The 23,287-nt window shown below is 42.3% G+C and carries 18 protein-coding genes; 7 read left to right on the forward strand and 11 right to left on the reverse strand.

The window, feature by feature from the left end; translation table 11 throughout:
* Positions 1–51 precede the first annotated feature (51 nt).
* From F9K23_05255 to F9K23_05270, 4 genes are all read right to left on the reverse strand, one after another.
* On the reverse strand, positions 52–2,259 hold the full coding sequence (locus tag F9K23_05255) for an LruC domain-containing protein (GenBank protein ID KAB2917163.1): 2,208 nt from the start codon (positions 2,257–2,259) through the stop codon (positions 52–54).
* A gap of 256 nt (positions 2,260–2,515) precedes the next feature.
* Positions 2,516–4,729, reverse strand: a complete 2,214-nt coding sequence (locus F9K23_05260; protein KAB2917164.1) for an LruC domain-containing protein — start codon at positions 4,727–4,729, stop codon at positions 2,516–2,518.
* 255 nt (positions 4,730–4,984) lie between these two features.
* On the reverse strand, positions 4,985–7,207 hold the full coding sequence (locus F9K23_05265) for an LruC domain-containing protein (GenBank protein KAB2917165.1): 2,223 nt from the start codon (positions 7,205–7,207) through the stop codon (positions 4,985–4,987).
* A 186-nt stretch (positions 7,208–7,393) separates the two neighbouring features.
* Entirely contained in the window at positions 7,394–8,554 is a 1,161-nt protein-coding gene (locus tag F9K23_05270; GenBank protein KAB2917166.1) for an NAD-dependent epimerase/dehydratase family protein, read from the reverse strand.
* A 377-nt stretch (positions 8,555–8,931) separates the two neighbouring features.
* Between F9K23_05270 and F9K23_05275 the strand changes: the two genes are divergently transcribed.
* The 7 genes from F9K23_05275 to F9K23_05305 all read left to right on the forward strand — a co-directional run bounded on the left by F9K23_05275 (position 8,932) and on the right by F9K23_05305 (position 16,199).
* Complete coding sequence (locus tag F9K23_05275) at positions 8,932–9,903, forward strand: MCE family protein (protein KAB2917167.1); 972 nt, start codon at positions 8,932–8,934, stop codon at positions 9,901–9,903.
* Positions 9,904–10,063: 160 nt separating this feature from the next.
* Complete coding sequence (tig, locus tag F9K23_05280; GenBank protein KAB2917168.1) at positions 10,064–11,509, forward strand: trigger factor; 1,446 nt, start codon at positions 10,064–10,066, stop codon at positions 11,507–11,509.
* 173 nt (positions 11,510–11,682) lie between these two features.
* Complete coding sequence (locus F9K23_05285) at positions 11,683–12,507, forward strand: sulfite exporter TauE/SafE family protein (protein KAB2917169.1); 825 nt, start codon at positions 11,683–11,685, stop codon at positions 12,505–12,507.
* A gap of 7 nt (positions 12,508–12,514) precedes the next feature.
* Positions 12,515–13,204, forward strand: a complete 690-nt coding sequence (gene tsaB, locus F9K23_05290; protein KAB2917170.1) for a tRNA (adenosine(37)-N6)-threonylcarbamoyltransferase complex dimerization subunit type 1 TsaB — start codon at positions 12,515–12,517, stop codon at positions 13,202–13,204.
* Between the two features lie 61 nt (positions 13,205–13,265).
* A complete protein-coding gene (locus tag F9K23_05295) occupies positions 13,266–14,660 on the forward strand; it encodes an MBL fold metallo-hydrolase (GenBank protein KAB2917171.1) in 1,395 nt (464 codons plus the stop codon).
* A gap of 62 nt (positions 14,661–14,722) precedes the next feature.
* On the forward strand, positions 14,723–15,400 hold the full coding sequence (locus F9K23_05300) for a hypothetical protein (protein KAB2917172.1): 678 nt from the start codon (positions 14,723–14,725) through the stop codon (positions 15,398–15,400).
* Positions 15,363–16,199 carry an alpha/beta hydrolase gene (locus F9K23_05305; GenBank protein ID KAB2917173.1) on the forward strand — a complete coding sequence of 279 codons (837 nt, stop codon included), beginning with the start codon at positions 15,363–15,365 and terminating at the stop codon, positions 16,197–16,199. Before F9K23_05300 ends, F9K23_05305 begins: the two co-directional genes overlap by 38 nt.
* Before the next feature lie 17 nt (positions 16,200–16,216).
* Here the strand turns inward: F9K23_05305 and F9K23_05310 are convergent, their stop codons facing one another.
* From F9K23_05310 to F9K23_05340, 7 genes are all read right to left on the reverse strand, one after another.
* A complete protein-coding gene (locus F9K23_05310; GenBank protein ID KAB2917174.1) occupies positions 16,217–16,921 on the reverse strand; it encodes a hypothetical protein in 705 nt (234 codons plus the stop codon).
* Between the two features lie 44 nt (positions 16,922–16,965).
* Positions 16,966–18,297, reverse strand: coding sequence for a DUF58 domain-containing protein (locus F9K23_05315; GenBank protein ID KAB2917344.1), 1,332 nt, complete (start codon positions 18,295–18,297; stop codon positions 16,966–16,968).
* 77 nt (positions 18,298–18,374) lie between these two features.
* The gene (locus tag F9K23_05320; protein ID KAB2917175.1) at positions 18,375–19,346 is read right to left on the reverse strand and encodes a MoxR family ATPase; all 972 of its coding nucleotides are present in this window, start codon (positions 19,344–19,346) and stop codon (positions 18,375–18,377) included.
* Positions 19,346–20,557 carry a DUF4350 domain-containing protein gene (locus F9K23_05325; protein KAB2917176.1) on the reverse strand — a complete coding sequence of 404 codons (1,212 nt, stop codon included), beginning with the start codon at positions 20,555–20,557 and terminating at the stop codon, positions 19,346–19,348. The genes F9K23_05320 and F9K23_05325 overlap by 1 nt, the downstream gene beginning before the upstream one ends.
* Entirely contained in the window at positions 20,538–21,296 is a 759-nt protein-coding gene (locus tag F9K23_05330; GenBank protein ID KAB2917177.1) for a hypothetical protein, read from the reverse strand. The genes F9K23_05325 and F9K23_05330 overlap by 20 nt, the downstream gene beginning before the upstream one ends.
* A gap of 3 nt (positions 21,297–21,299) precedes the next feature.
* Entirely contained in the window at positions 21,300–22,268 is a 969-nt protein-coding gene (locus tag F9K23_05335; GenBank protein ID KAB2917178.1) for a hypothetical protein, read from the reverse strand.
* Entirely contained in the window at positions 22,252–23,217 is a 966-nt protein-coding gene (locus tag F9K23_05340) for a stage II sporulation protein M (protein ID KAB2917179.1), read from the reverse strand. The genes F9K23_05335 and F9K23_05340 overlap by 17 nt, the downstream gene beginning before the upstream one ends.
* Positions 23,218–23,287: the final 70 nt, after the last annotated feature.

A 23,287-nucleotide genomic window follows, 5' to 3' on the forward strand; every position in this document is an offset into this window, starting at 1 on the left:
AACACGCGGAGGCTATATGAAAAACTAAACACTACCGATTGTAGTCTCTTATTAATTAGGGGTGTAAATACTGCTGTTGTTGCGGTTACCGGGGTTGTTTGAATACCAGTTGGTAAATGAAGTACCGCCTGATACTGCCCAATCATCAAAGTAATTGTAGGCTGATGTTACCGATGAACGCTCAACAGGGTAGTTGAAATCAACCGGAAGTGATATTGCCCAAGGCATACCGTTGGCTGTTTTGTAGAACACATTACCACTTACATTGGTACGGTCTTGTGCGGTGCCGAACAAACTGGTGGTTGCCAAATCGGTTGGACGCATATTACCCAAGTGAACTTCGTATCCGCGACGTTTGTTAGTCATGATGAAGGGGTTAAAGTCACCTATCTCCAACTTGCTGTCTACTATCGGGGTTGAGAAGCTGATGTTCACACGCATGGTATCAGAAGTTCCTGTTCCGTTAGCTTGAATAGTGTTGAAGAATGAACCTGCTGCACGTTGCAACGATGGCTCAGGTGAATCAAAGCATACGATTACTGCTTTGCTTTGACCTGCTTCGGTATTGTTTGCATTACGGGTGATGTAGCTGCGTACCAATGTTTGGCCGGTTACGCTGGCAACATCTGAAGGAACCAATTCATCCAACTGGAAACCGAAACCGTTATCAAACGAAGCTCCGATAGCTTTTACTTTCATCTTCACTTTATAGTCAACCACTTTGTTGCTGGCATTCAATACTTTTTGGATGTTATAAGCCAACACAAGGTCGTTATAGTCATAGTCACCGGTTGCAGGCCACAAGTCTTCAAAAGCAAGGGTTGCAGTAGTGGTGGCTGATGGGTAGTAGCTGTTAAAGGCACGAGCCGGGTCGTTAGGGTATTCATCTTGAGCGTCAGCAACACCGTCGCTGTCAGCATCTTGAATAGCTGGCTGACCGAAACCACCGGGGAAACAAGTGCTGCTGGCAATATAACCTGTACAGCTAATTGCAGCAGGAGATGATACGGTACCGTTGTTGGTTTCAACACCGTTGCTATCGCAAAGGTCTAACTTACCTTTAAGCCTACCGCTGCTGTTAATGGTAGTGTTACCGGTAACTTTCAACTTGCTGCGGTTGGTTCCTGTACCTTCAATCTCATCGTTCACCATCAGGCTGGCAGCGTATAAAGCTGAACCGTTATCCAAGTACGTTTTACCGTTGTTGTTTACTGTGTATTGGCCACCTACTTTAACAAAGCTGTAGTTATACAATTTGTCGTTGTTGTTATAGGTTTGTTTCACCCACAAGAAACAGTAGTTTTTCACTTCACCGTTGTTGTTGTTGTTCATAATACCGTTAACAGTGGTGTAGTGGTAGTTTTTAAATTTCTTGTTTACGTTAAAGTTGCTGCTAATGTTCAAAGTACCGTAGTTCTTCAAATCACCATCAGAGTTAATGCTCAAATCACCGTTTACATAAAATTTACCGTGGTTCTCGCAAGTACCGTTCAATGCTATTGAACCTGAAGTACTCAAGCTGTCGCTCCAGTTTTTAAAGGTAACGTTGTTACTGTTACAGTTAATGTTGCTAAACTGCAGGATAGTGTTTTCAAGAATGTATGCAGCACCGCTACCTTCAATAGTAAGGCCTGAGCTGCTACCGCTTGCGCATATTTTGGCAACACCGCCGCCACGTACTGTAATACTACCGGTGATAGAACCAGTAAACGATACTGTTTCGCCGTTGTTTACAATCTCGTTGCTGCTAAGGTTGTTTACCACACGGGTATGGCCGCTTGAGCAGTTCATACCACTACCAGACTTTTGGAAAGTATATTTACCATCATCGGGAGCGCCTGTAAAAGTGGCTGCTACAAATTTGTTAGCTTTAACTTTTTCATATTCGCTGCTGCCATCTTCGTTTATTTTCTCAATAAAAATGTAATCTTCAGAAGCAGGTACACGTATTTTAGTGCTGTACTCATAAGTAGTAGCATCAGTAATACCGGTTGCTATTACAGCTTCTGTGCTAGGTACTTCGGTATAAATTTTCACTACATACCTTTCACCGGGGCGACTTGGATTTGCAATTGCCACACGAATGCTAAGTTCTTTCTCGGTTTCAAAGTTGAAGTTAGCGGGCACAACTAGGTCTTTGGCTTCGATTTTTACTTCGCCGCCTGGATTTGTAGTTTGGTTTCCGGGATTATCCTTCTTACAACTCATTAAACCCATTAGAAGCGCTATTGGCATCAATGAGAGTTTGGTTAATTTCATAATCGGTTTTTTTTAGTCTGATTTTACAATACAAATGTACTTTGCCTGATATTATATAGAGTGTCTTTTTAAACCAGTGGGGGCTTTTTTATGCGAACGGCGGATTTACACTTTTGAAACAGTACCTCCATTGATAACACTTATGCGAACCTATTTTATTAAATTTTAAATGGATTTATTTTTAATATCCCCTAAAAAACCAAAAGCCCCTAAAACAGGGGCTTTTGTATGATGAAAATTAAACACTGTACTACTATTAATGAGGGGTGTATATGCTACTGTTATTACGGTTACCGGGATTGCTTGAGTACCAGTTGGTATACGAGGTACCGCCTGATAATGCCCAATCATCAAAGTAATTGTAGGCTGATGTTACCGATGAACGTTCAACAGGGTAGCTATAATCTACAGGTAGCGATATTGCCCAAGGCATACCGTTAGCTGTTTTATAAAAAATGTTTCCGCTTACGTTGGTACGGTCTTGTGCGGTACCAAACAAGCTGGTGGTTGCCAAATCGGTTGGGCGCATATTACCTAAGTGAACTTCGTATCCGCGGCGTTTGTTTGTTATGATAAAGGGGTTAAAGTCACCTATCTCCAATTTGCTGTCTACTATCGGACTGGCAAAATTCACATTCACACGAATGGTATCAGAAGTACCTGTTCCGTTAGCTTGAATGGTGTTGAAGAACGAACCTGCTGCACGTTGCAACGATGGCTCTGGTGAGTCGAAGCATACAATTACTGCTTTGCTTTGACCGGCTTCGGTATTGTTTGCACTGCGGGTAATATAGTTACGGATAAACACTTGTCCGGTTACGCTGGCAACATCTGAAGGGACTAATTCATCCAACTGGAAACCGAAGCCGTTATCAAACGAAGCACCAATTGCTTTTACTTTCATCTTCACTTTATAGTCAACCACTTTGTTGCTTGCGTTTAGCACTTTTTGAATGTTGTAAGCCAACACAAGGTCGTTATAATCATAGTCACCGGTTGCAGGCCACAAGTCTTCAAAAGCAAGGGTTGCAGTAGTGGTGGCTGATGGGTAGTAGCTGTTAAAGGCACGAGCCGGGTCGTTAGGGTATTCATCTTGAGCATCAGCAACACCGTCGCTGTCTGCATCTTGTACTACTACTACACCAAAACCTTCAGTATTACAGGTTGAAACGGGTATTGTACCGGTACAGCTTAATGCTGCAGGTGATGATATTGTACCGTTGTTAGTTTCAACACCGTTGCTGTCGCAAAGGTCAAGTTTACCTTTAAGCTTACCATTTGTGTTTATGGTAGTGGTGCTGCTTACTTTAAACTTGCTGCGGTTGGTTCCGGTACCTTCCATTTCTTTATTAAGCGTTAGGTTTTTCACCGAAATCAAAGCACCGTTATCCAAATAGGTATCACCGCTGCTGGTTTGGGTATAGGTAAGCCCTACCTTAATAAATGAGTAGTTTGTCAGGTCTCCGTTGTTTGTAAGATTCTGATTAACCCACAAGTAGCAATAGTTTTTAAAATCAGCATTTGCGTTGTTATCCATCGTACCGTTAATGGTAATTTGATGGTAGTTGGTAAATTTCTTATCAACGTTAAAATTGCCGGTGGCTTTAATGATACCATAATTTTTCATGTCCCCGTTTGAGTTGATATTCAAATCACCGTTCACATACATTTTACCGTGGTTTTCAATAATACCGTTCATTGAGATGGTACCACCGGTAGTGATGCTGTCGCTCCAGTTTTTAATAGTGGTGTTGCTGCCATTTGTGTTTAGGTTTGACAGGCTGATAATGGTATTTTCAAGAATGTATGCTGTAGCGTTACCGTTCATAGTAAGACCTGTAATGCTTCCGCTACCGCATATTTTTATAGTACCGCCACCATTAATAGTGATGCTACCGTTTAGTGTTCCTGTAAAACAAACTGTTTCGTTATTACCCACCGTTGCGCTGCCGCTAAGGTTGTTTACAGTGCGAGTACATCCTGTATTACAGGTCATACCGCTACCTGATTTCTGGAAGGTGTATTTACCGTCATCAGGCGCACCTGTAAAAGTAGCCGCCACAAATTTGTTGGCTTTTACTTTCTCAAATTGGCTGCTGCCGTCTTCGTTTATTTTCTCGATAAAGATATAGTCTTCAGAAGCAGGTACACGTATTTTGGTGCTGTACTCGTAGGTAGTAGCATCAGTAATACCGGTTGCAATTACCGCACCTGTTGATGGCACCTCAGTGTACACCTTCACTACATACCTTGCCCCTTGATGGGTAGGATTTGCAATGGCTACACGAATGCTTAGTTCTTTTTCAGTTTCAAAGTTGAATTTGGCTGGTACAACAAGGTCTTTAGCTTCAATTGTAACTTCTCCTCCGGGAGTTGTGGTGTTATTATCGCCGGGGTTGTCCTTTTTACAGCTCATTAAACCCATAAGCAATATGGCAACAGGTAATGATGCGGCCCTAAATAGTTTCATCAGTATAGTATTATTAAATAGTAATAGCAAAGGTATTATGATGATTTATTTGAATGCGGAAATTTAAATAAATGGCCGTTTTTTTATGCGAGTGGAGGAGTTATGATGTTGAAATAAACCCCCGCTAAAAACACTTATCCGGGTGTCATTTTCTTCGTTTTCAATAGCGAAGCGTTAATATGAATGGTGGGGAGAAAAACAAAAAAAGCCCCTAAAAGGGGCTTTCGTAAAATTAAACACTATCTATACGTGGTGTTAGTTAGGTGTGTAAAGACTGCTTGTGTTACGGTTACCGGGGTTTTCAGTATACCAGTCTGTATGCGTAGTACCGCCTGATACTGCCCAATCATCAAAATAGTTGTAGGCAGTTGTTACTGATGTACGTTCAACAGGGTAGGTAAAATCTACAGGTAATGATATAGCCCAAGGCATACCGTTGGCTGTTTTGTAGAATATGTTGCCGCTAACGTTAGTACGGTCTTGCACGGTGCCAAACAAACTGGTGGTTGCCAAGTCTGTAGGGCGCATATTACCCAAGTGTACTTCGTATCCACGGCGTTTGTTAGTCATAATAAAGGGATTAAAGTCCCCAATTTCCAACTTGCTGTCAACCACAGGGCTTGAGAAGTTTATGTTCACTCTGATTGTATCCGATGTTCCTGTTGGGTTCGCTTGGATGGTATTGAACATTGAGCCTGAAGGACGTTGCAACGATGGTTCGGGTGAGTCGTAGCAGATAATAACAGCTTTGCTTTGACCTGCTTCGGTATTGTTAGCATTGCGGGTAATGTAGCTGCGCACCAAAACTTGGCCGGTTACGCTGGCTACATCAGAGGGTACCAATTCATCCAATTGGAAACCGAAACCGTTATCGTACGATGCTCCAATAGCACGAACTTTCATTTTTATTTTGTAATCCACTACTTTGTTATCGGCATTCAACACTTTTTGAATGTTGTAAGCAAGAATCAAGTCGTTATAGTCATAATCGCCTGTTGCTGGCCACAAGTCTTCAAAAGCAAGAGTAGCTGTAGTAGTAGCTGATGGATAGAAGCTATTAAATGCGCGGGTAGCATCGTTAGGATATTCATCTTGGGCATCAGCAACACCGTCGCTATCAGCATCCTGAATGGCAGGTTGTCCAAAACCTTCAGGATTACAGGTTGAAGGGGCTATATAGCCTGTGCAGCTTTGTGCCGCAGGTGAGTTAATACCGCCGTTAAGTGTTTCTATACCGTTGCTATCGCAGTAATCAATTTTGCCGTCAACATCACCGTTACTATTAATAGTAGAAGTAGTAGTAACTTTAATTTTGCTCCTGTTAGTACCTATACCTTCAATATTACCGTTAATTGTAATGTTTTTCACGCTCAACACAGCACCGTTATCCATTTCATGGGTACCGTTTGAGTTTTCGATGAAGGTTCCGCCCACTTTTATAAGTGAACTGTTATAAATATCTCCGTTGCTGTTTGTAAAATCACCGGTAACATTCAAATGGCAGTAGTTAAACAATTCAGCAGTAGAGCTAACTGTCATAGCACCGCCCACTTTTAGTAAATCGTAGTTGTACACATAATCTAAGAATGAACCGCTTCCACTTATATTAAATAGGCCATAGTTTTTAACTTTAGATTGTGAGTTGGCACTAAACGCACCACCTACGTATAATCTTCCATAATTATGGAATTCGCCGGTAATGCTAACTGAACCGGAAAAAATTACGCTATCGCTCCAGCTTTTAAAAATGTTACTTGAACTATTAGCAGTATAGCTAGTAATGGTTAGTGCAGCACCTTCTAATATGTACACTTTACCGGTTCCGGCAACTGTGATGCTTGATATAGTTCCGCTACCGCAAATTTTTGCAATACCGCCATTACCTACTGAAATTGTTGCGTTTGAAAGTGTTCCGGTATAACATTTTGTCTGTCCAGAACTGATAGATGAACTTCCGCTTAGGTTATTGGTAGTTGAAGTGCACCCTGAGCTGCAATTCATACCACTGCCTGATTTTTGGAAAGTGTATTTACCGTCGTTAGGGTCGCCGGTAAAGGTTGCAGCCACAAATTTGTTAGCTTTCACCTTTTCGTAGCGGCTGCTGCCGTCAGCATCTATCTTTTCAATGTAGATGTACTCTTCATAAGCTGGTACACGTATTTTAGTGCTGTATTCGTATGAAGTTGCACTAGTAATGCCTGTTGCAATAACGGCACCTGTTGAAGGAACTTCTGAATATATTTTAATTACAAAACGCTCGCCTGCAAAACTTGGATTGGTAACAGCTACTCTTATAGTAAGTTCCTTTTCAGTTTCAAAGTTGAATTTTGCAGGAACAATAAGGTCTTTAGCCTCGATAATAACCTCGCCGCCCGGATTGGGATTATTGTTATTATTTGAATTATTATCCCGCTTACAACTAGATAGTCCGGATAATAAAAGAACAGATAAAACCCCAGTAAAGATGATTGTTTTCATACGAAATAGTTAAATATAGCAGTTGCTTTGTTACGTTCAAATATAGTTATGCCCCAACCGCCACTCATCATTTTTCAATAAACGGCAGGAAAATTATATGAGTTGCTGTTTTGTGTGACGAATAGCTATATTCTATTGCTAAGGTACAACTATTATTTAAACCGCAACTCAAAGAAATGGAGTATTTTATATTTTTTTAGATTGGGTATATGCCTTACAAATTCGCTCAACACTAGTACTAAAAGGGGTGAACACAAACCCCAAATCATTCTTAATACTATTGCTTATATAAGTAAATTTTTTCTGGCTATTTCTGGCGGTTTCTTTGGTTACCAAAGGCTCTTTTCCAGCCAAGGCTTTCATGCCGTAATATACCCTTGCCAATTGGGTTAGTATGTTGCCCGCGGCAATGGTAGGGCCTTTCTTCCCAAAACCTCCTGCAACTCGGGTAAAGAAATCTTTAAAGGTTAAATTATCAGATACCATTACATACCGGCGGTTGGTTATAGGGCTCTCAACTAATTGAATCATAGCCCTGCACACATCCAATACATCCACATATCCGTTCTGCCCCTTAGTATAAAAGGCCATACCTTTATATGCAGTATCTATCAACCTGCACGAGCCTTTATTCCATAACCCCTCTCCTATTATAATACCGGGGTTCACAATCACGGCATCCAAACCTTCTTCTACCCCGCGCCATACCTCCATCTCAGCAAGGTATTTGCTCACTGCATACATTGTATTGTATTTACCATCGCGCCAAGGTGTGTTTTCATCTACTACGTCTCCATCCTTCTCCCTTCCTAAGGCAGCAATGCTGCTGGCATAGCAAAGTTTCTTTACGCCTGCTTCTAATGCACAATTCACCACATTTGCAGTTCCTTGCGCATTGGTTTGCATCATCTCATCACGTTTCTTAGTCCAAAAAGAAACCACAGCGGCAGTATGAAAAACGTAGTCAATGCCTTTCATAGCATCGGTTACAGCAAAAGTGTCTAAAATATCACACTCTTTCCATTGCAAATGTGCAAGAAGGTCGGTTTTTACCCCTCTCATTGCGCATATAGTATCAAACTCTAAAAGGCTTGAACCGGCTCTCTTTATAGCGGTTACAGCATATCCTTGTTGAAGTAAATTGATGGCTAAATGCGAACCTAAAAATCCTGTAGCGCCTGTTAGTAAAACTTTAACCCTGTTCGGTTGCATTATTGTGGGTGGGTTGTATCTTTGTTGCAACAAAAGAAGAAAATTCTTTGACAACATTATAAAGTTATTATTAAAAAATAAATTATATCTTTGCTCTATGAAAATGTTTAAAATAATTGCATCTGTGGGGTTCATGTTTTTGATAGCCGGCGTTGGAAGCGTTATGGCTCAGCCAGGTCCTGGACCTGTGTTTAACCCGGTTCCACTTGATGGCGGTATCACACTTTTATTAGCAGCCGGTGCTACACTAGGTGTTAAGAAAGCTATTGATGCCCGTAAAAATAAGTAAGTAAGCAGGTAGCTATACCTTAAACGATATATACACATTCTCTAAAAAGGGAATACTCTACGGGTATTCCCTTTTTTTATTGGCTCCGTTTAAATAATTATAATGTCCATTAATCACTGAAAAACTCCCGTTGCTATAATTGCATTATTTGCAACTACAGTTTATCTTCAAAAAGCGACGGTTTGTGGTAAAAAAAATCGCTATTGCAACTATTTAACTAAATTTGCGCGAAGTGAGTTTGAAAGTATCTAACGAAACCAAAGTAGGTGCCCTTGCCGCCATAGCAATTACCCTGCTAGTGCTGGGCTATAATTTTTTGAAAGGCAAAGACCTTTTTACACGTACCAAAGTATATTATGCCGTTTACGACAGAGTAGAAGGTTTGGCAGGCTCTAATGCAGTAACCATTAACGGTTACAAAGTAGGGCAAGTAACCAAAGTGGGCCTGATACCTGAGGATAATATGAAGGTGAAGGTGACTATTGAGATATTTAACGATATCGAAGTAGGAGACAGTTCTATTGCCCGCATTATCAATGCAGATTTGTTCGGCTCAAAAGCCATTGAGTTGGTATTGTCCGGAAAACCTAAATTGCTTGAAAGCGGCAGTACCCTTATCAGCGAAACTCAACCATCACTAACCAGCTCTTTGACAGAAATTGCCAAACCGCTAAAAGAGAAGGTAGAGAGTATCTTAATTTCAATGGATTCGATTTTCGGGGGCGAGAGCGGTGCCCACCTTCGCGGTACCATTGCCAACCTCGACCATATTACCCATAATTTCAAATCAACCTCTGATAACTTGGATAAGTTGGTGGCTGAACAAAGCCAAAAACTGGATGCCATATTTGGTAATGTTTTATCTATCAGCAACAACCTTAAAAACAACAACGAGAACATTAATGCTGTGATAGCTAACCTGCGCCGTGTAAGCGACACCTTGGCTGCATCAAATATTAAACAAGTGGTTGCTAATGCTGAAGCTACCTTGAAAGAAGTTGCCCTTATTACCGAAAAGATAAACAAAGGCGAAGGCAGCATTGGTTTGCTTATAAACGACAAGAAGCTGTACAACAATCTTGAACAGTCGGCCTCATCGTTGGATGCGTTGCTTAAAGACATGAAAGAGCATCCTAAACGCTACGTACATTTCTCAATCTTTGGCCGCAAGGATAAAAAAGAAGACAAGAAGTAACCTGCCGTAATGGCACAAGCCCCGTCGTTGCGCCATCTAACCACCGGCTTGGCAAGGTTTTGGCTATACATTCTACATTTTCAATATAATATGCCTATTTTTGCCAGCCTTTTTTGAAGGCTTTCCTATTACTATATATTACAATTAATAACATACCAAAGTGGACGCAAAATTTGCCAAAACCGACGATTTAAACGCGAAACTTTCTATAACCCTTACGCCTGAAGATTACAGGCCGGCTATTGAAAAAGAACTGAAAGAACTTCAACGCAAAGTATCAATGCCGGGTTTCCGCCCCGGAAAAGCCCCTATGGGGATTGTACAGAAAAACTATGGCCGCAGCGTGAAAGTGGATGAGGTAAACCGCCTTGCATCACAATACCTGTTTGATTACCTGCGCGATAATAATATTGAAATATTGGGTCAGCCTTTGATGAGCGATACCGAAGAAAGCAAAATTAACTTTGATGCTGACGAGGATTTTGTATTTGCTTTTGATTTGGGTTTGATGCCTGATTTTGAAATTAACATTGGCACACAAGACGTTCTAACCCTTTACAAAATAAAGGTAGATGAGAAAATGATTGATGAGGAGATTGCCAACGTACAAAAACGCTATGCTGAAATTAGCGATGTGGATGTGGCTGAGGAGAAAGATGTGATTTATGCTGATGTAACTGAACTTGACGAGGCAGGCCAACCGCTTGAAGGTGGTATTGCTAACCGTCGTGTATCGTTAACTGCTGAGTTGGTAACCAACGAAGAGTTGAAAAAACAATTGGTGGGCATTGCCAAAGACACTGAGTTAAAAGTGAACATTTTTGACTTGTTTAACGGCAACGAAACAGTAATTGGTAATGCACTTGGAATACCTAAAGAAGGTGTGAATGATTTGAACCCTACTTTTGATATGAAAGTGGTTGAAATTAAGCGTTACATTGATGCTGAGATAAACCAAGAGTTGTTTGACAAAATGTTTGGTGCAGGTGTGGTAACTACTGTTGAAGACTTTAGGCAAAAAGTTGAAGCTGAATTGGGCTTTTACTTTGAAAACGAAGCCAACCACCACCTTGAGCATGAAATAAGCCACTTGATTACTGACAAGCACACGTTTGATTTGCCTGATACCTTCTTGAAACGTTGGTTGATGGATACTCAAAACAAAACTTACAACGCAGACAATATTGAAAGCAAATACACTGCTGAAAAAGCAGGTTTGCGCTACTCATTAGTGCGCGATAAGTTTGAAAGGTTGCACAACCTCGAGGCTACACCAGAAGAGATTGAAAAAGCATCTTTGGGCTATACCTTCAACTTGTTTAACCAATACGGGATGTACAATCCAGACCCAAGCACAGTAAAAGCATTTAGCGATGAGCAATTGAAGAAAGACGATTACCGCAATCGTATGGCTGAAATTGCTATTAACCGCGCTGTAATTGCTACTGTGAAAGGTATGGTTACTATTGAAGAGAAAGAAGTGGGTACTGAAGAGTTCTACAAAATCATCAACGAGCACAACCACGCTCACCACAACGGCCACAGTCACGAAGGTCACGACCATGACCACGACGGACATGACCACGATCACGACCACGAGCATTAATAAGCTCTGCTTACAATATAACGCAAGCCGCTGTGTGATTCATACAGCGGCTTTTTTATTGCCTCAACCAAAAAGTACCACACTAATAGGGCATAATACAATAAGTTGCCGTGTAAGTACTTACGTAGTACCAAGCCAAAAGAGTATTTTTGCACCACACTTATACACTCGCTTTGCAATACGATATTCTTGATATACTGATATTAATAGCTGCCGGAGCTGCCGGTGGTTTCATGTCGGGCTTGCTGGGGGTAGGCGGCGGCATTATTTTCATCCCCATTCTCGATTTTGTGTTTACCCGTTATGGTTTCCCGCGCGAAGATTTGGCGCAGTTTATTATTGCCAACTCTTTGTTTATTATCATTTTCACAGGGCTGCTCAACAGTTATAAGCAATACCGAAATAAGAATTTTTTTCCGAGGCTTATCATATATACTGCAATTCCTGCCATTGTAACCGCATGGTTTTTTACATGGCTGATACAAAACGGTACCTGGTACAGTAAAGAAACTTTTAACCTTGTTTTTTTATTGATGCTAAGTCCCATGATTTTGCGAATGCTGTATACCCGCAAACGCGAAACACCTAAAGAAGCTGCTGAACCCAAGCCCTACCAGTTTGGACTGACGGGTTTACTGACAGGTGCTTTTACTGCCTTTTCAGGCTTGGGCGGCGGTATGATTATGGTACCCAGCTTTACTGATTTTTTGAAGCTGGACATTAAAAAAGCTACCTCCATATCAGCAGGGGTGGTGCCCTTAATCGCCTTAATGCTTGCCATAAAATACTTTACCTCAACCCCATCGGCTGATGTGGTGCTGCCCCACATCGGTTACATCGTATATTCAGTAGCACTGCCTATGATAGCAGGCACTTTTATTACGGTAGGATTTGGCGTAAATCTTTCACACAAAACCCCTTCGCCCGTTATAAAAACCATTTTTGCCTTATTTGCGCTATTGGTGATTATAAAACTGGTGATAGAGAATTACTTTTAATTTCAGATTGACTCACATACTTAGCATAGAAACCTCTACGGGCATTTGTTCGGTTGCTGTACAAACCAACGGACAAGTGGTATCATCACGCGAAGACAATCGCCGTAACAGCCATAGTGCCAACATCACCCTTTTTATTGATGAGGTGGTAAAAGATGCCGGCCTGTCATTATCGCAGATAGATGCCGTGGCGGTAGGCAAAGGCCCCGGCTCATACACAGGGCTGCGTATCGGTGTATCGGCAGCCAAAGGGCTGTGTTATGCCCTTAACAAACCGCTTATTGCGCTCAACTCGCTGCAAACAATGGCTTGCCATCCCGCTTTGCGTCAATACACCGCGGCCGATACCCTGCTTTGCCCTATGATTGATGCCCGCCGCATGGAAGTGTATTGTGCACTTTACAACCCCATGCTTGAAGTAGTAAAAGATACCGAAGCCCTGATAATTGACAGTACTTCTTTTGGCACTGAACTTGCCGAACATCAAATAGTTTTTTTTGGTGACGGGGCTGATAAATGTAAGGATACCATACAGCACCAAAATGCAGTGTTTGTGCCCGATATTTATCCAAGTGCCTTGCACAACGGAGCGTTGGCTTTAGATGCCTACAAACAGCAACGTTTTGAGGACGTGGCCTACTTTGAGCCTTTTTACCTGAAAGAGTTTGTAGGAACCGTGGCTAAACAGCCATTGTAACCTGCATACCAAAACAACTTTTTAACACTTACCTTTGAATTAACTAATTATCACCACTGTTATGTTTGTTGAACAACTATACACCAACTGCCTTGCTCAGGCTACGTATTACGTAGAGTCAGAAGGAGAAGCGGTAATTATCGACCCCTTGCGCGACGTAGATGCCTACATCGAAAAGGCGAACCAACGCGGGGCTACCATAAAATACATTTTCGAAACCCACTTTCACGCTGATTTCGTATCAGGGCATATTGATTTGGCTAAGAAAACCGGAGCACCTATAGTGTTTGGTCCTACCGCCAAAACCAACTTTGAAATACACGAAGCCAAAGACGGCGAGAAAATACAGGTAGGTTTGCTCACCTTTGAAGTGCTGCACACCCCCGGCCATACCCCCGAATCGTCGTGCTACTTATTGTACGATGAAGATGGCAACCCGCACAGCATTTTTACGGGTGATACCGTGTTTGTGGGCGATGTAGGCCGTCCTGATTTGCTGGACGGTGTAATGACCAAAGAAGAGTTGGCGGGCATGATGTATGAATCGCTGAACAAAAAAATTAAAACCCTTCCTGATAGCTTAATTCTTTACCCTGCACACGGCCCCGGCTCTGCGTGCGGTAAAAACATCGGTAAAGAAACTTACAGCACTTTGGGCGAGCAAAAGAAATTGAACTATGCCTTGCAAGACATGGATAAGGATGAGTTTATAAAAACCCTTACCGATGGCATTGCACCCGCCCCTGCCTACTTTTTTGCCGATGCTAAAATGAACAAGGCCGGCTACTTACCTATTGAAGACGTGATAGCCAAAGGCAACACCCACCTTACCGTGAGTGATGTTGAAAAAGCCCTTGCCGAAGGTATGGTGGTGATAGATTGCCGCAAGCCTGCCGATTTTGAGTTGGGTTTTATTCCAAAATCAATCAATATAGGACTTGACGGGCAGTTTGCCATTTGGGCAGCTACCTTGTTGGATATTAAATCGCCCGTTGCATTGGTTTGCAATGCAGGAGACGAAGAACAAGCCATTACCCGCCTTGCCCGTACCGGATTTGAAGACATTCGCGGCTACCTTGCCGGAGGCTTTGAAACTTGGGCTAATGCAGGTAAACCCGTTGATATGATAATTTCGGTTGAACCTGAAGAGCTTGAAATAGATTATAAACACGGCCAAATAGCTGTTTTGGACGTGCGTAAAGAAGGCGAGTTTAACGACGGCCACGTTAAAGATGCCCGTTGGATTACCCTGCAAAATCTTGAAAAAGAACTGAATACCTTACCCAAAACCGATGATTATTACGTGCATTGCGCAGGCGGTTACCGCTCAATGATTGCGGCATCCATCCTTAAAAAGCATGGCTTTACAAGGGTGCGCAACGTGTATGGCGGCTACGGTAAGATAAAAGAAACCGGCATTGCCTTAGAGAAACCTAAAGCGGCTACAGCCCACTAAATGTGTTTGTAATACCCGTGCAAAAAAGCGGAACCACATTATACATACCCGTTTTAAAATACATGGCAGCCTTAGGGCTGCTTATGCTTTTTTGCGCTACAGCAAAAGCACAGCACAACCCTTGGGATACCATTAAATATTATGTGGTAAACAAAAAACCATCGTTTGTGGTGGAGTTGGATGGGAAACACAGCTTTTTTAGGGAAGCTCCCGTTGTGGTTGACGGTTTGCGTGCAGGGGCTGATTTTGACGATAAGGTGCGCTTGTTTATCGGTGTGTACGGCAACCGTTTTAAAGTGTCGCGCACGTTTATAGAAAACCAGTACACCATTGCTGAACGCCGCATACAACAAGACTTATCAATGACGTATGTGAGTGCTACCTGCGAGTATGTAGTCCATAATTCAAAACATTGGGAATTGGCAGTACCCGTGCAGGTAGGCTACGGAATAGGCAAACGAACCCGTTACAATGCTGCAACAGGCGAACAACTTGAGCAAATACGCCCCGGTTTTGTACCCCTTGAGTTTAATTTCAGGGCCATGTACCGCATTACTGATTGGCTGAATGTGAGTGCGGGTTTGGGTTATCGTTATGCCTTGTTTTCGTCAATAGTCAGCGATGATTTTAGTGCCCCCAATTATACTTACGGTATTGGTATCTCGCCCATACGTATTCTTAAAAAAATAGGGGTATTAGAAGATAAAAAGGGTAAACTGCAGCTCAAAAAACGCAAATAGCTTGTACTGCTCAATAAAATACAAGGCTTCCATTATTTCGTATCAGGTATTTGGTAGCGGTAATGAGTTACTGCTGGCTTTTCCCGGCTATGGAAAGGATGCTACCTCACTAAGTATTTTGGGCGATACGTTCGGCAACCGCTTCAAAGTTATCAGCATTGATGTTTTTTATCACGGCCTATCTACTTGGGAAGAAAGCCAACTCCCCAATGCCGACGATTGGAAACAGATTGTAACCGCTATTTTAGTTGAAAACGGCAACCCCCAAAAGTTTTCGGTATTTGGGTATAGCATCGGCGGGCGGGTAGCTACGTTTACTGCCTTCCATTTTGCTGAACGCGTAAACCTGCTTTGGCTGGCTGCGGCAACGGGTATAGGCAACGAGGGCTTTTATACCTTTGCAGTGGGTACATCGTTGGGCAATTTTATGTTCAGCCGTTTTGTAAACCGTCCCACTCCCATTTTTGCATTTGCCAAGTTATTGGGCAGTACGCTACAGGGCTTCATCATACGCAAGATTGATACGTTTGAAAAACGCAACCTTTTGTATAAACGCTGGAGGGTATTAAAAAACTTCAGTTGCTCCAAAAAACAATTACAACAACGGCTAAATGCCAACGGCTGCCGAGTGGTATTGTTATACGGTAAAAAAGATGTGGTGGTAAACTATAAAGCGGCGATAGCCTTTGCCCAAAAACTCAATCACCCTATACTGTTATTGCCCGACGCAGGCCACCACCTGCTTGATAATACTACGCTTGAACGGATAAAAGGAGAGGCTGTTTTTAGTGAGCATTGAACATTTATCAGTAAGCATTAAAAAGTAAACTCTTCAACCACAGATTGAAGAAAATCGCTTGAGTACACGCATCCGTGGCAAACAGTTACCATCCCATACTTGTTCTCTTTCACAGACTTTATTAATCCCCTTTGCTTTTGTGTTAAAACATAACCGCCAAGTCTTAGTTTATAAAAACCTTCTACAGCATAGGCTTGTAATTCAGGCTGTAAAGCAATTAGCCAATTCTCCAAAGCAATAGTGTCTTTCCTTTCAACCAGTTCGTTTAGCTGTATTCGATAATGGGGAGCTTCACCTGTAAATCCACAATTCCTGCCATAAACATACTCCATTCTTTTAATACGCTCCATTTGTGTTGCCCCTTCTAATTCCCTCATCGCCAAACCGGTTGTAGCAGTATCCCAAAAATCGGAGGTAATAATTTCAAGTTTACCCGCCAGCTTGCGAAACTGAAACTTTAGTACACTATCCCCTTTTCGTTCTGCGTCATAGGAGTAGCTGCTGTCCCTAAAGTAAATACGGATTACTGAACACAATGCTGAGTCTTTTACCTCAAATGTATAGTGATGTGTACTTTCGTATTCCTTTGTATTAAATACATAGGCTAATACTTCAGAGTACTTACGCGTCTCAATCACCTTAAAAAGTTCAGCATCTGATTTCATCTGACCTTTTACCGGGACAAAAAGAATCAATACACACAGTACTGCGAGATACTTCATACTTAGATAACGATAGGAGTCACCCTGCGGTTGTAGCATAACCCCTAAATCAACCCGCGTGATTTTAGCTCAAGGTATTTGTTGATGGTATTTACCGATAGGTCTTGCGGCGGGGTAAGTATGCTTTGTATGCCGTACTTTAACAACTCTGCGACTATCTGCCGTTTTTCATACATCATCTTTTCGGCAATGGTTTTAATGTACACGTCTTCCAGCGTAAGGGCTGTATCTTGAGTAAGTGCTTCCAGTTCAGTGTTTTCAAAGAAAATCACCACCAGCAAATGGTTTTTGGCAAGTCCCCTGAAAAACGGCAAGTACCTGCGCAGTGATGTCATCGACTCAAAGTTGGTATAGAACAAAAGCAAACTGCGCTGCTTTATCTGCCTGCGTATGGTGGCATACAGCAGTTCGTGGTTGGCCTCAAGGTAGCGGGTTTTTTGGGCATACAAGGTTTCTAATATCTTGCCCATTTGGTCGGGTTTACGCTCAGCCTGCAAAATGCTCACCTTCTCCTCGGTAAATGTAATCAAGCCCGCCTTGTCGTACTTTTTAATGGCGATATTACTGATTACTAAACTTGAGTTGATGGCGTAATCCATCAAGCTAAGGCCTTCAAAAGGCATTTTCATCACCCGTCCTTTATCAATAATGCTGTACACCTGCTGCGACTTCTCGTCCTGATATTGGTTCACCATAAACCCGCCTTTGCGAGCGGTGGCCTTCCAATTTATCGTGCGAAAATCATCGCCCTGCACATAGTCGCGTATTTGCTCAAACTCAAAATTATGCCCTATGCGACGTATCTTTTTAATCCCTGCCATCACCAAACGGTTACTAATGGCCAGCAACTCGTATTTGTGCATTTGTATGTACGATGGGTACACGGGCACGGTTATCTCCGCATCAAACGTAAAACGGCGGTTCACCAGCCCCAGCAAGGTACTTGCAAACACATTCAGCTTATTAAAGGTGTATTCGCCGCGTTTGTGGGGACGCAACTCGTAGGTAAACTGTTTTTTAGCGTCGGCTTTGAGTGAAAAATACGATGTGTTTTTGCGGTACTGAAACTGCTCAGGAACTTCGTCAATCACCTCAGTATAGATAAGAAACGGATAACGGCTTTCTACCTCTACCAAAATGGGGTTCGGGTCGCCGTTACTTAGCTTATCGGCCATAGTACGCGAAGCATTGATGCCCGTTTTCCGCGAATACAGCATCAGAATATCAACTACAGCTATTCCGCCATACACGTACAAAGTGGCTTTACCCGCTGCAAACAGCACGGGCACGAAAAACCCTGCCACCAGCACAACGGCAATGATTGCCAACCCGTAGAAAAAACGGTTGGTGAGGTATAGCGATTTTATGTACTTGATGAGTAACAAGTTTTGTTTTGATGTTTTGTGGTTTCCCTTCGACTGGCTCCCCTTCGGCAGGCTCAGGGAGGAGGGGATTACCTAGGTACTTCTACTTTTTCAATCAGTTGTTTTACAATATCATTGGCGGTAGCGCCTTCCATTTCTTTTTCGGGGGTAAGGATAATACGGTGGCGCAACACGGGGTAAGCGGCCTCCTGCACATCGTCGGGGCTAACGAAATCACGGCCGCGTATGGCTGCAAAAGCTTTTGCCGCATTCATAATGTTTAGCGAAGCACGTGGCGAAGCACCTAAGTACAAGCCGTTGAAATTGCGCGATTGCTGCACCAAAGTGGCTATGTAGGTAAGCAGTTTCTCTTCGATAAAAATCTGTTTTACTGTTTTTTGGTGCGCCAATAACTCCTCGCGGCTGATAACGGGATTAACCAGTGCTACAGGGTTTGCAGCAGTTTGGCCGTTGAAATCGGTTAGTATTTTAATCTCTTCTTGTAACGAAGGGTATTCTATCTCGATTTTAAACAAAAATCGGTCGAGCTGTGCTTCGGGCAAGCGGTAGGTTCCCTCCTGCTCAATGGGGTTTTGGGTGGCAAACACGATAAACGGAGCTTCTAACACCGATGTTCTTCCGTCGGCAGTTATCTGGCGTTCTTCCATTACCTCAAACAAAGCGGCCTGTGTTTTGGCAGGAGCACGGTTTATCTCGTCAATCAACACAATATTGCTGAATATAGGCCCTTTTCTAAACTCAAACTCATGGGTCTTTTGATTAAATATAGAGGTTCCTATAATATCGCTGGGCATCAAATCAGGGGTAAACTGTATGCGCGAAAAACCTACCGAAAACGATTTTGCCAATAGTTTGCTGGTAAGGGTTTTGGCGATACCGGGAACACCTTCAAGCAGCACGTGACCGTTGGCCAACAGTGCCACAATCATTTGGTCTATCATGCGGTGCTGGCCAACTATTACTTTGGCCATTTCTTCCCGTATTTTTTCTATCGACTGCGAAAGGTGGCTTATATCCACTCTGTTTTCAAATTCTTCCATCAGTTGGCTTTTTTATAAAAGTTATCAATTACTTTACTTAGTTCTAACACCCTGTCAGGGGTAAGTCCGCTTGTTTTGCGAACGGTGATTATCAAATAGTACATAAACCGTACGTCCTTTTCGGCTACCCCGCTTTTTTCGGCCAGTAGTATTGCAAACTCAGGGTTCTCAAAATCAAAACGCAGGTAGTAACGGCTGTATATAAATTGTATCAGGTGTTGTACTTTCTTAGCGGCTATATCGGCGTGGTTGCCTTTATTGAAGTATAAACGGCCAATGGTGCGGGTAAACTCCAACGAAGTATTGGCCAGCGGTTCAATAACGGGTATGGGCCTTTGCCTGCGTTTGGTGCGGAACACAAAAAACAACCCCACGCCAAATAATGCAAGGTAAAATGCCCACCTAAAGGCAGGTTGGCTTAATACATATGTAAGCGGTGAATCTGTTTTAATAGGCCCGCTATTCATGCTTTTTTCCTTATAAAACTCATCCCAAAGTATGGTTTGCTGCGGCAGGTACGATAAGGTGTTAAACGTGTGTTTGTAGTTATTCCCCTCAAGCACATACATATTGCTGTACATTTTTGGGTTGGTGTGCAGTAGCATTTTACCCTTGCCGCAGGTGTACTGCACAAAGTTCACCAGCGAGTCGTTAAGCACACCTAATACTTTAAGGTTCTTATCCGGGTTGGTGTCTACTTCAAAGTAAGTAACGCTTTCCCTAAACGGGTAAGCAAACTTATCGGCCTTCAGTGTGGGGCTTACCAATTTGGCGTACAAAACAGTGTCTTTGCTAAAGTATTTAGGGTACTCCATTGCCTGTATGCCAATATCCTCAAGACTAAAGTTATTAAAATACTCGGATGAGATAAACACCGTATTGCCCCGCTTGGCATACTCTACCAGCTTGTCCCATTCGTACTCATCAATACTGCCGCCTGATGATATTATCACCAAGTTCGATTTTCCGCCCGCTATTTTCTCCGCTTCATCAATGTATAAGTACGGGGTTTTTTCTTGCCGTTTTATCTCTTTGCCCCCGTTAAGCTCCTGTAGTTGCTCAAAAATTATGTAACTGCCGTAGGGAATTTTATCATCAGCGTCATAAGTTTCTGTCCAGTCGGTAGGCTCGGGCGCACCTAACTCAACGCTAAGTAACAGCGCAAACAAAAGCACAACGGCTATTATGTATTTAGCTGTTCCTGTTCTCATTTGCTTTTAGTCTTTTATCGCTTTTTGTCAGCTCCAAGTAGGTTTCTCCGGCCTTTTTGAACAGGGCTTCGGTGGCTTCAAAATCACCGTAAAACACATATTCAAAATAGAAGGTAAGCAGCTTAAAAGGTGCCTTTACTGCACCTGTAGGAAGCTCGTATAAATACTGGCTGTTGGTTTTGTTAATGGTGAGGGTAATAAACCCGGCCGACGAAAGTTGCTTAAGCGTTAGCGTGTAATAAATCCGGATGGCTTCTTTATAGTTTTTTGCGGCAATGGCCTTTTGTAACTGGCTTTGTAAACTGCTTGTGCTGGCTGATAAATCAATGAAATCTGTACGCAAGCTTTGGCCTGTTTCTCCGGCATTGCCCCGCCTCCATAGGGTACGTACTTCGTTTTTCATAAAGAAATACACAATACCTATCACCACTAATCCAATGATAATCCATTGAATAGCTTTTTGTTGCTGCATGGTAAATTTTGCCAGTTTTGTACCAAAAAGCTTTTCGCCCAACCAGTTTAAAAACCGCTGCAAAGGGCTTTCGCCTCTCTCGTAGCTTTTCTCGTAATTAAAATCGCTGTTGTTTTTGTATTCCTCTATTTGCTTGCTATCGGGTTGTCTTGGGGTCACCGTGCTTTTATCAAACAAAGCAGTATCAACCACGCTGTTTGCTTGCGCCTGATAAGCCAGAGCACACAGTGTAACAAGGATAAAAAGTAATAGGGATTTTAGTTTCAAGGCTTAGTATTGCTCCTCAGGTTTTATATCGATGGTTTCATTCATGGCTTCTACTTTTTTGCGTAAGCCAATGTACTCCTTCTTTTCAATCAGTCCAAAGTAAGCAAATCCGCTGGTGCTAAACTGGAACAAATACCCGAAGAACAGCACAACGGGAGTTACAGTAAGGTAGATAATTAGTATGGTTTTTACAGTACTGACATCTACTTGTTCAGTACTTGTTTTTAATACTTCGAAAGATTGAAGTAAAGCTTGATATACAATCATCACCAATACTTGTACTACAATGGCCGAAACAAATGTAACTGCCATAGTTTGCCAAAAACTGCCGCGTAATAATTGAACTACGCGGCCTATTGAATCGAAAAAACTATCGTTTTCATAATATACTACCGGTAATAGAATGGTGATAAACGTAACCGATGCCAACATAAATACCAGAAATACACAAACCATTATTATTGGCCCAAGGACAGGAATGACGGATAATCCAACTAATAAAAAGGTTAGTATGAATGAAATGATAAAAAACCCTATGAACAGTGCAACAGAATAGCCCAATAAAAAGAAAAACAATCGAACAGCCCTACTGCGTATTTCTTGCCATACATCGGCAGGGGTTATGTTTTCCTTGTTTTCGCCATACAACTTAATGTACCCAAACACTACGCTAATAGCCAATACGATGGTAACAAAAGCCAATAGCATGGTTAAGAAAAAATTTCCGCCGAAAATTGCATCAAACGCTGCATTTTGTCTGCTTCTGCCATAATAAGTATCCGCTTGAGAAGCAGTATCAATTATCTTCATTGAAAACATCGACATCATTATCGAAGAAATAACATACAACGGAGCAACAATAACTACCAAGCTACGCAGTAAGCCCTTAAAATTGCGTTTTATAAAGGCTACGCTATCGGCAAATACCTGACTGAAATCTCGTTGTTTATATAACTCAACCTTGTTGTGCATATAATTTCTTATGAAGTTTTTTGGGAAGTATAATATAGTACCACACTATAAAAGGCAATGTGATACCAATGGATAAAATGCCCACTATGGGTTCTTTATAGTGACGGGTTACAAAGCTTTCTAAAAAGCCTGCCACAATAAACAAGGGAACTAAGCCTACAGCAATTTTAGCAACGGTTCGGGCATTGTTTTTTAACGATTGCATACGGGTATATGTACCGGGAAACAGAATACTGTTCCCCAACAAGATGCCTGCCCCGCCTGCTATTACAATGCTTGATATTTCAATTACCCCGTGTATCCACACTGTCATCATGGCCGTGCCCAGTACTCCTTCGTTAAACAAAAAAGTAAAAAACACCCCTACCATCACACCGTTGCGCAACAGTTCTATGCAGGTAAACACCGATGCTAATATGCCCAAGGCTATCACCCTAAACGAAACCATGATATTGTTGAACGTGATGCGAAAAAACATATCTGTACCCCCACTATCACCGTATATACCCATTGGATTGCCCGAAGCAATGTTATCAAGCGTTGTGTTCACATAGGCATTGCCCAAAAAGAACCTCGGAAAATCTTTATCAAAGTAGGTAGATACTATACCCGCTAATATTGCCAGCACAAATACAATCAGCGACACACGCATGGGTGTGCGCGCCTGCTGTATAGCCAGGGGAACTTCGTATGTCCAAAAGTTGAGTAAGCGGCCTTGTTTTTCTTTTTTATTGCGGTAAATGGTTTGGTGGGCTTTCACCGCCAAGCCATTTAGGTACTGCGTGGTTTTAGATTGCGGGTAATAGGTTTGCGCGTACGATAAATCGTCGGTAATTTCTACAAACAGCTCCGCAAGCTTATCAGGGTGTGTATTAGCCGTTTGCGCCATTTGGTCTTCAAACGCTTTCCATTTCTGATGATTTTGTTTTGTAAAGGCTGCCTCGCGCATAGATGTAAATACCCTGCTTACCCCTGCAAAATATATATTTGAACTGAGATATTGATTGCTGTTTTGCTAT

The organism is Bacteroidota bacterium (assembly GCA_008933805.1).
In the GTDB taxonomy this organism is placed as follows: Bacteria; Bacteroidota; Bacteroidia; order UBA8524; family UBA8524; genus SB11.

Coding starts and splice junctions, on each gene's coding strand:
- F9K23_05320 (KAB2917175.1), bottom strand. CDS start 19,346: ATGGAAGAATTTGAAAACAGAGTGGATATAAGCCACCTTTCGCAGTCG.
- F9K23_05325 (KAB2917176.1), bottom strand. CDS start 20,557: ATGAGAACAGGAACAGCTAAATACATAATAGCCGTTGTGCTTTTGTTT.
- F9K23_05270 (KAB2917166.1), bottom strand. CDS start 8,554: ATGAACCCCACAGATGCAATTATTTTAAACATTTTCATAGAGCAAAGA.
- F9K23_05265 (KAB2917165.1), bottom strand. CDS start 7,207: ATGAAAACAATCATCTTTACTGGGGTTTTATCTGTTCTTTTATTATCC.
- F9K23_05295 (KAB2917171.1), top strand. CDS start 13,266: ATGTTTGTTGAACAACTATACACCAACTGCCTTGCTCAGGCTACGTAT.
- F9K23_05300 (KAB2917172.1), top strand. CDS start 14,723: ATGGCAGCCTTAGGGCTGCTTATGCTTTTTTGCGCTACAGCAAAAGCA.
- F9K23_05255 (KAB2917163.1), bottom strand. CDS start 2,259: ATGAAATTAACCAAACTCTCATTGATGCCAATAGCGCTTCTAATGGGT.
- F9K23_05260 (KAB2917164.1), bottom strand. CDS start 4,729: ATGAAACTATTTAGGGCCGCATCATTACCTGTTGCCATATTGCTTATG.
- F9K23_05310 (KAB2917174.1), bottom strand. CDS start 16,921: ATGAAGTATCTCGCAGTACTGTGTGTATTGATTCTTTTTGTCCCGGTA.
- F9K23_05335 (KAB2917178.1), bottom strand. CDS start 22,268: ATGCACAACAAGGTTGAGTTATATAAACAACGAGATTTCAGTCAGGTA.
- F9K23_05340 (KAB2917179.1), bottom strand. CDS start 23,217: ATGCGCGAGGCAGCCTTTACAAAACAAAATCATCAGAAATGGAAAGCG.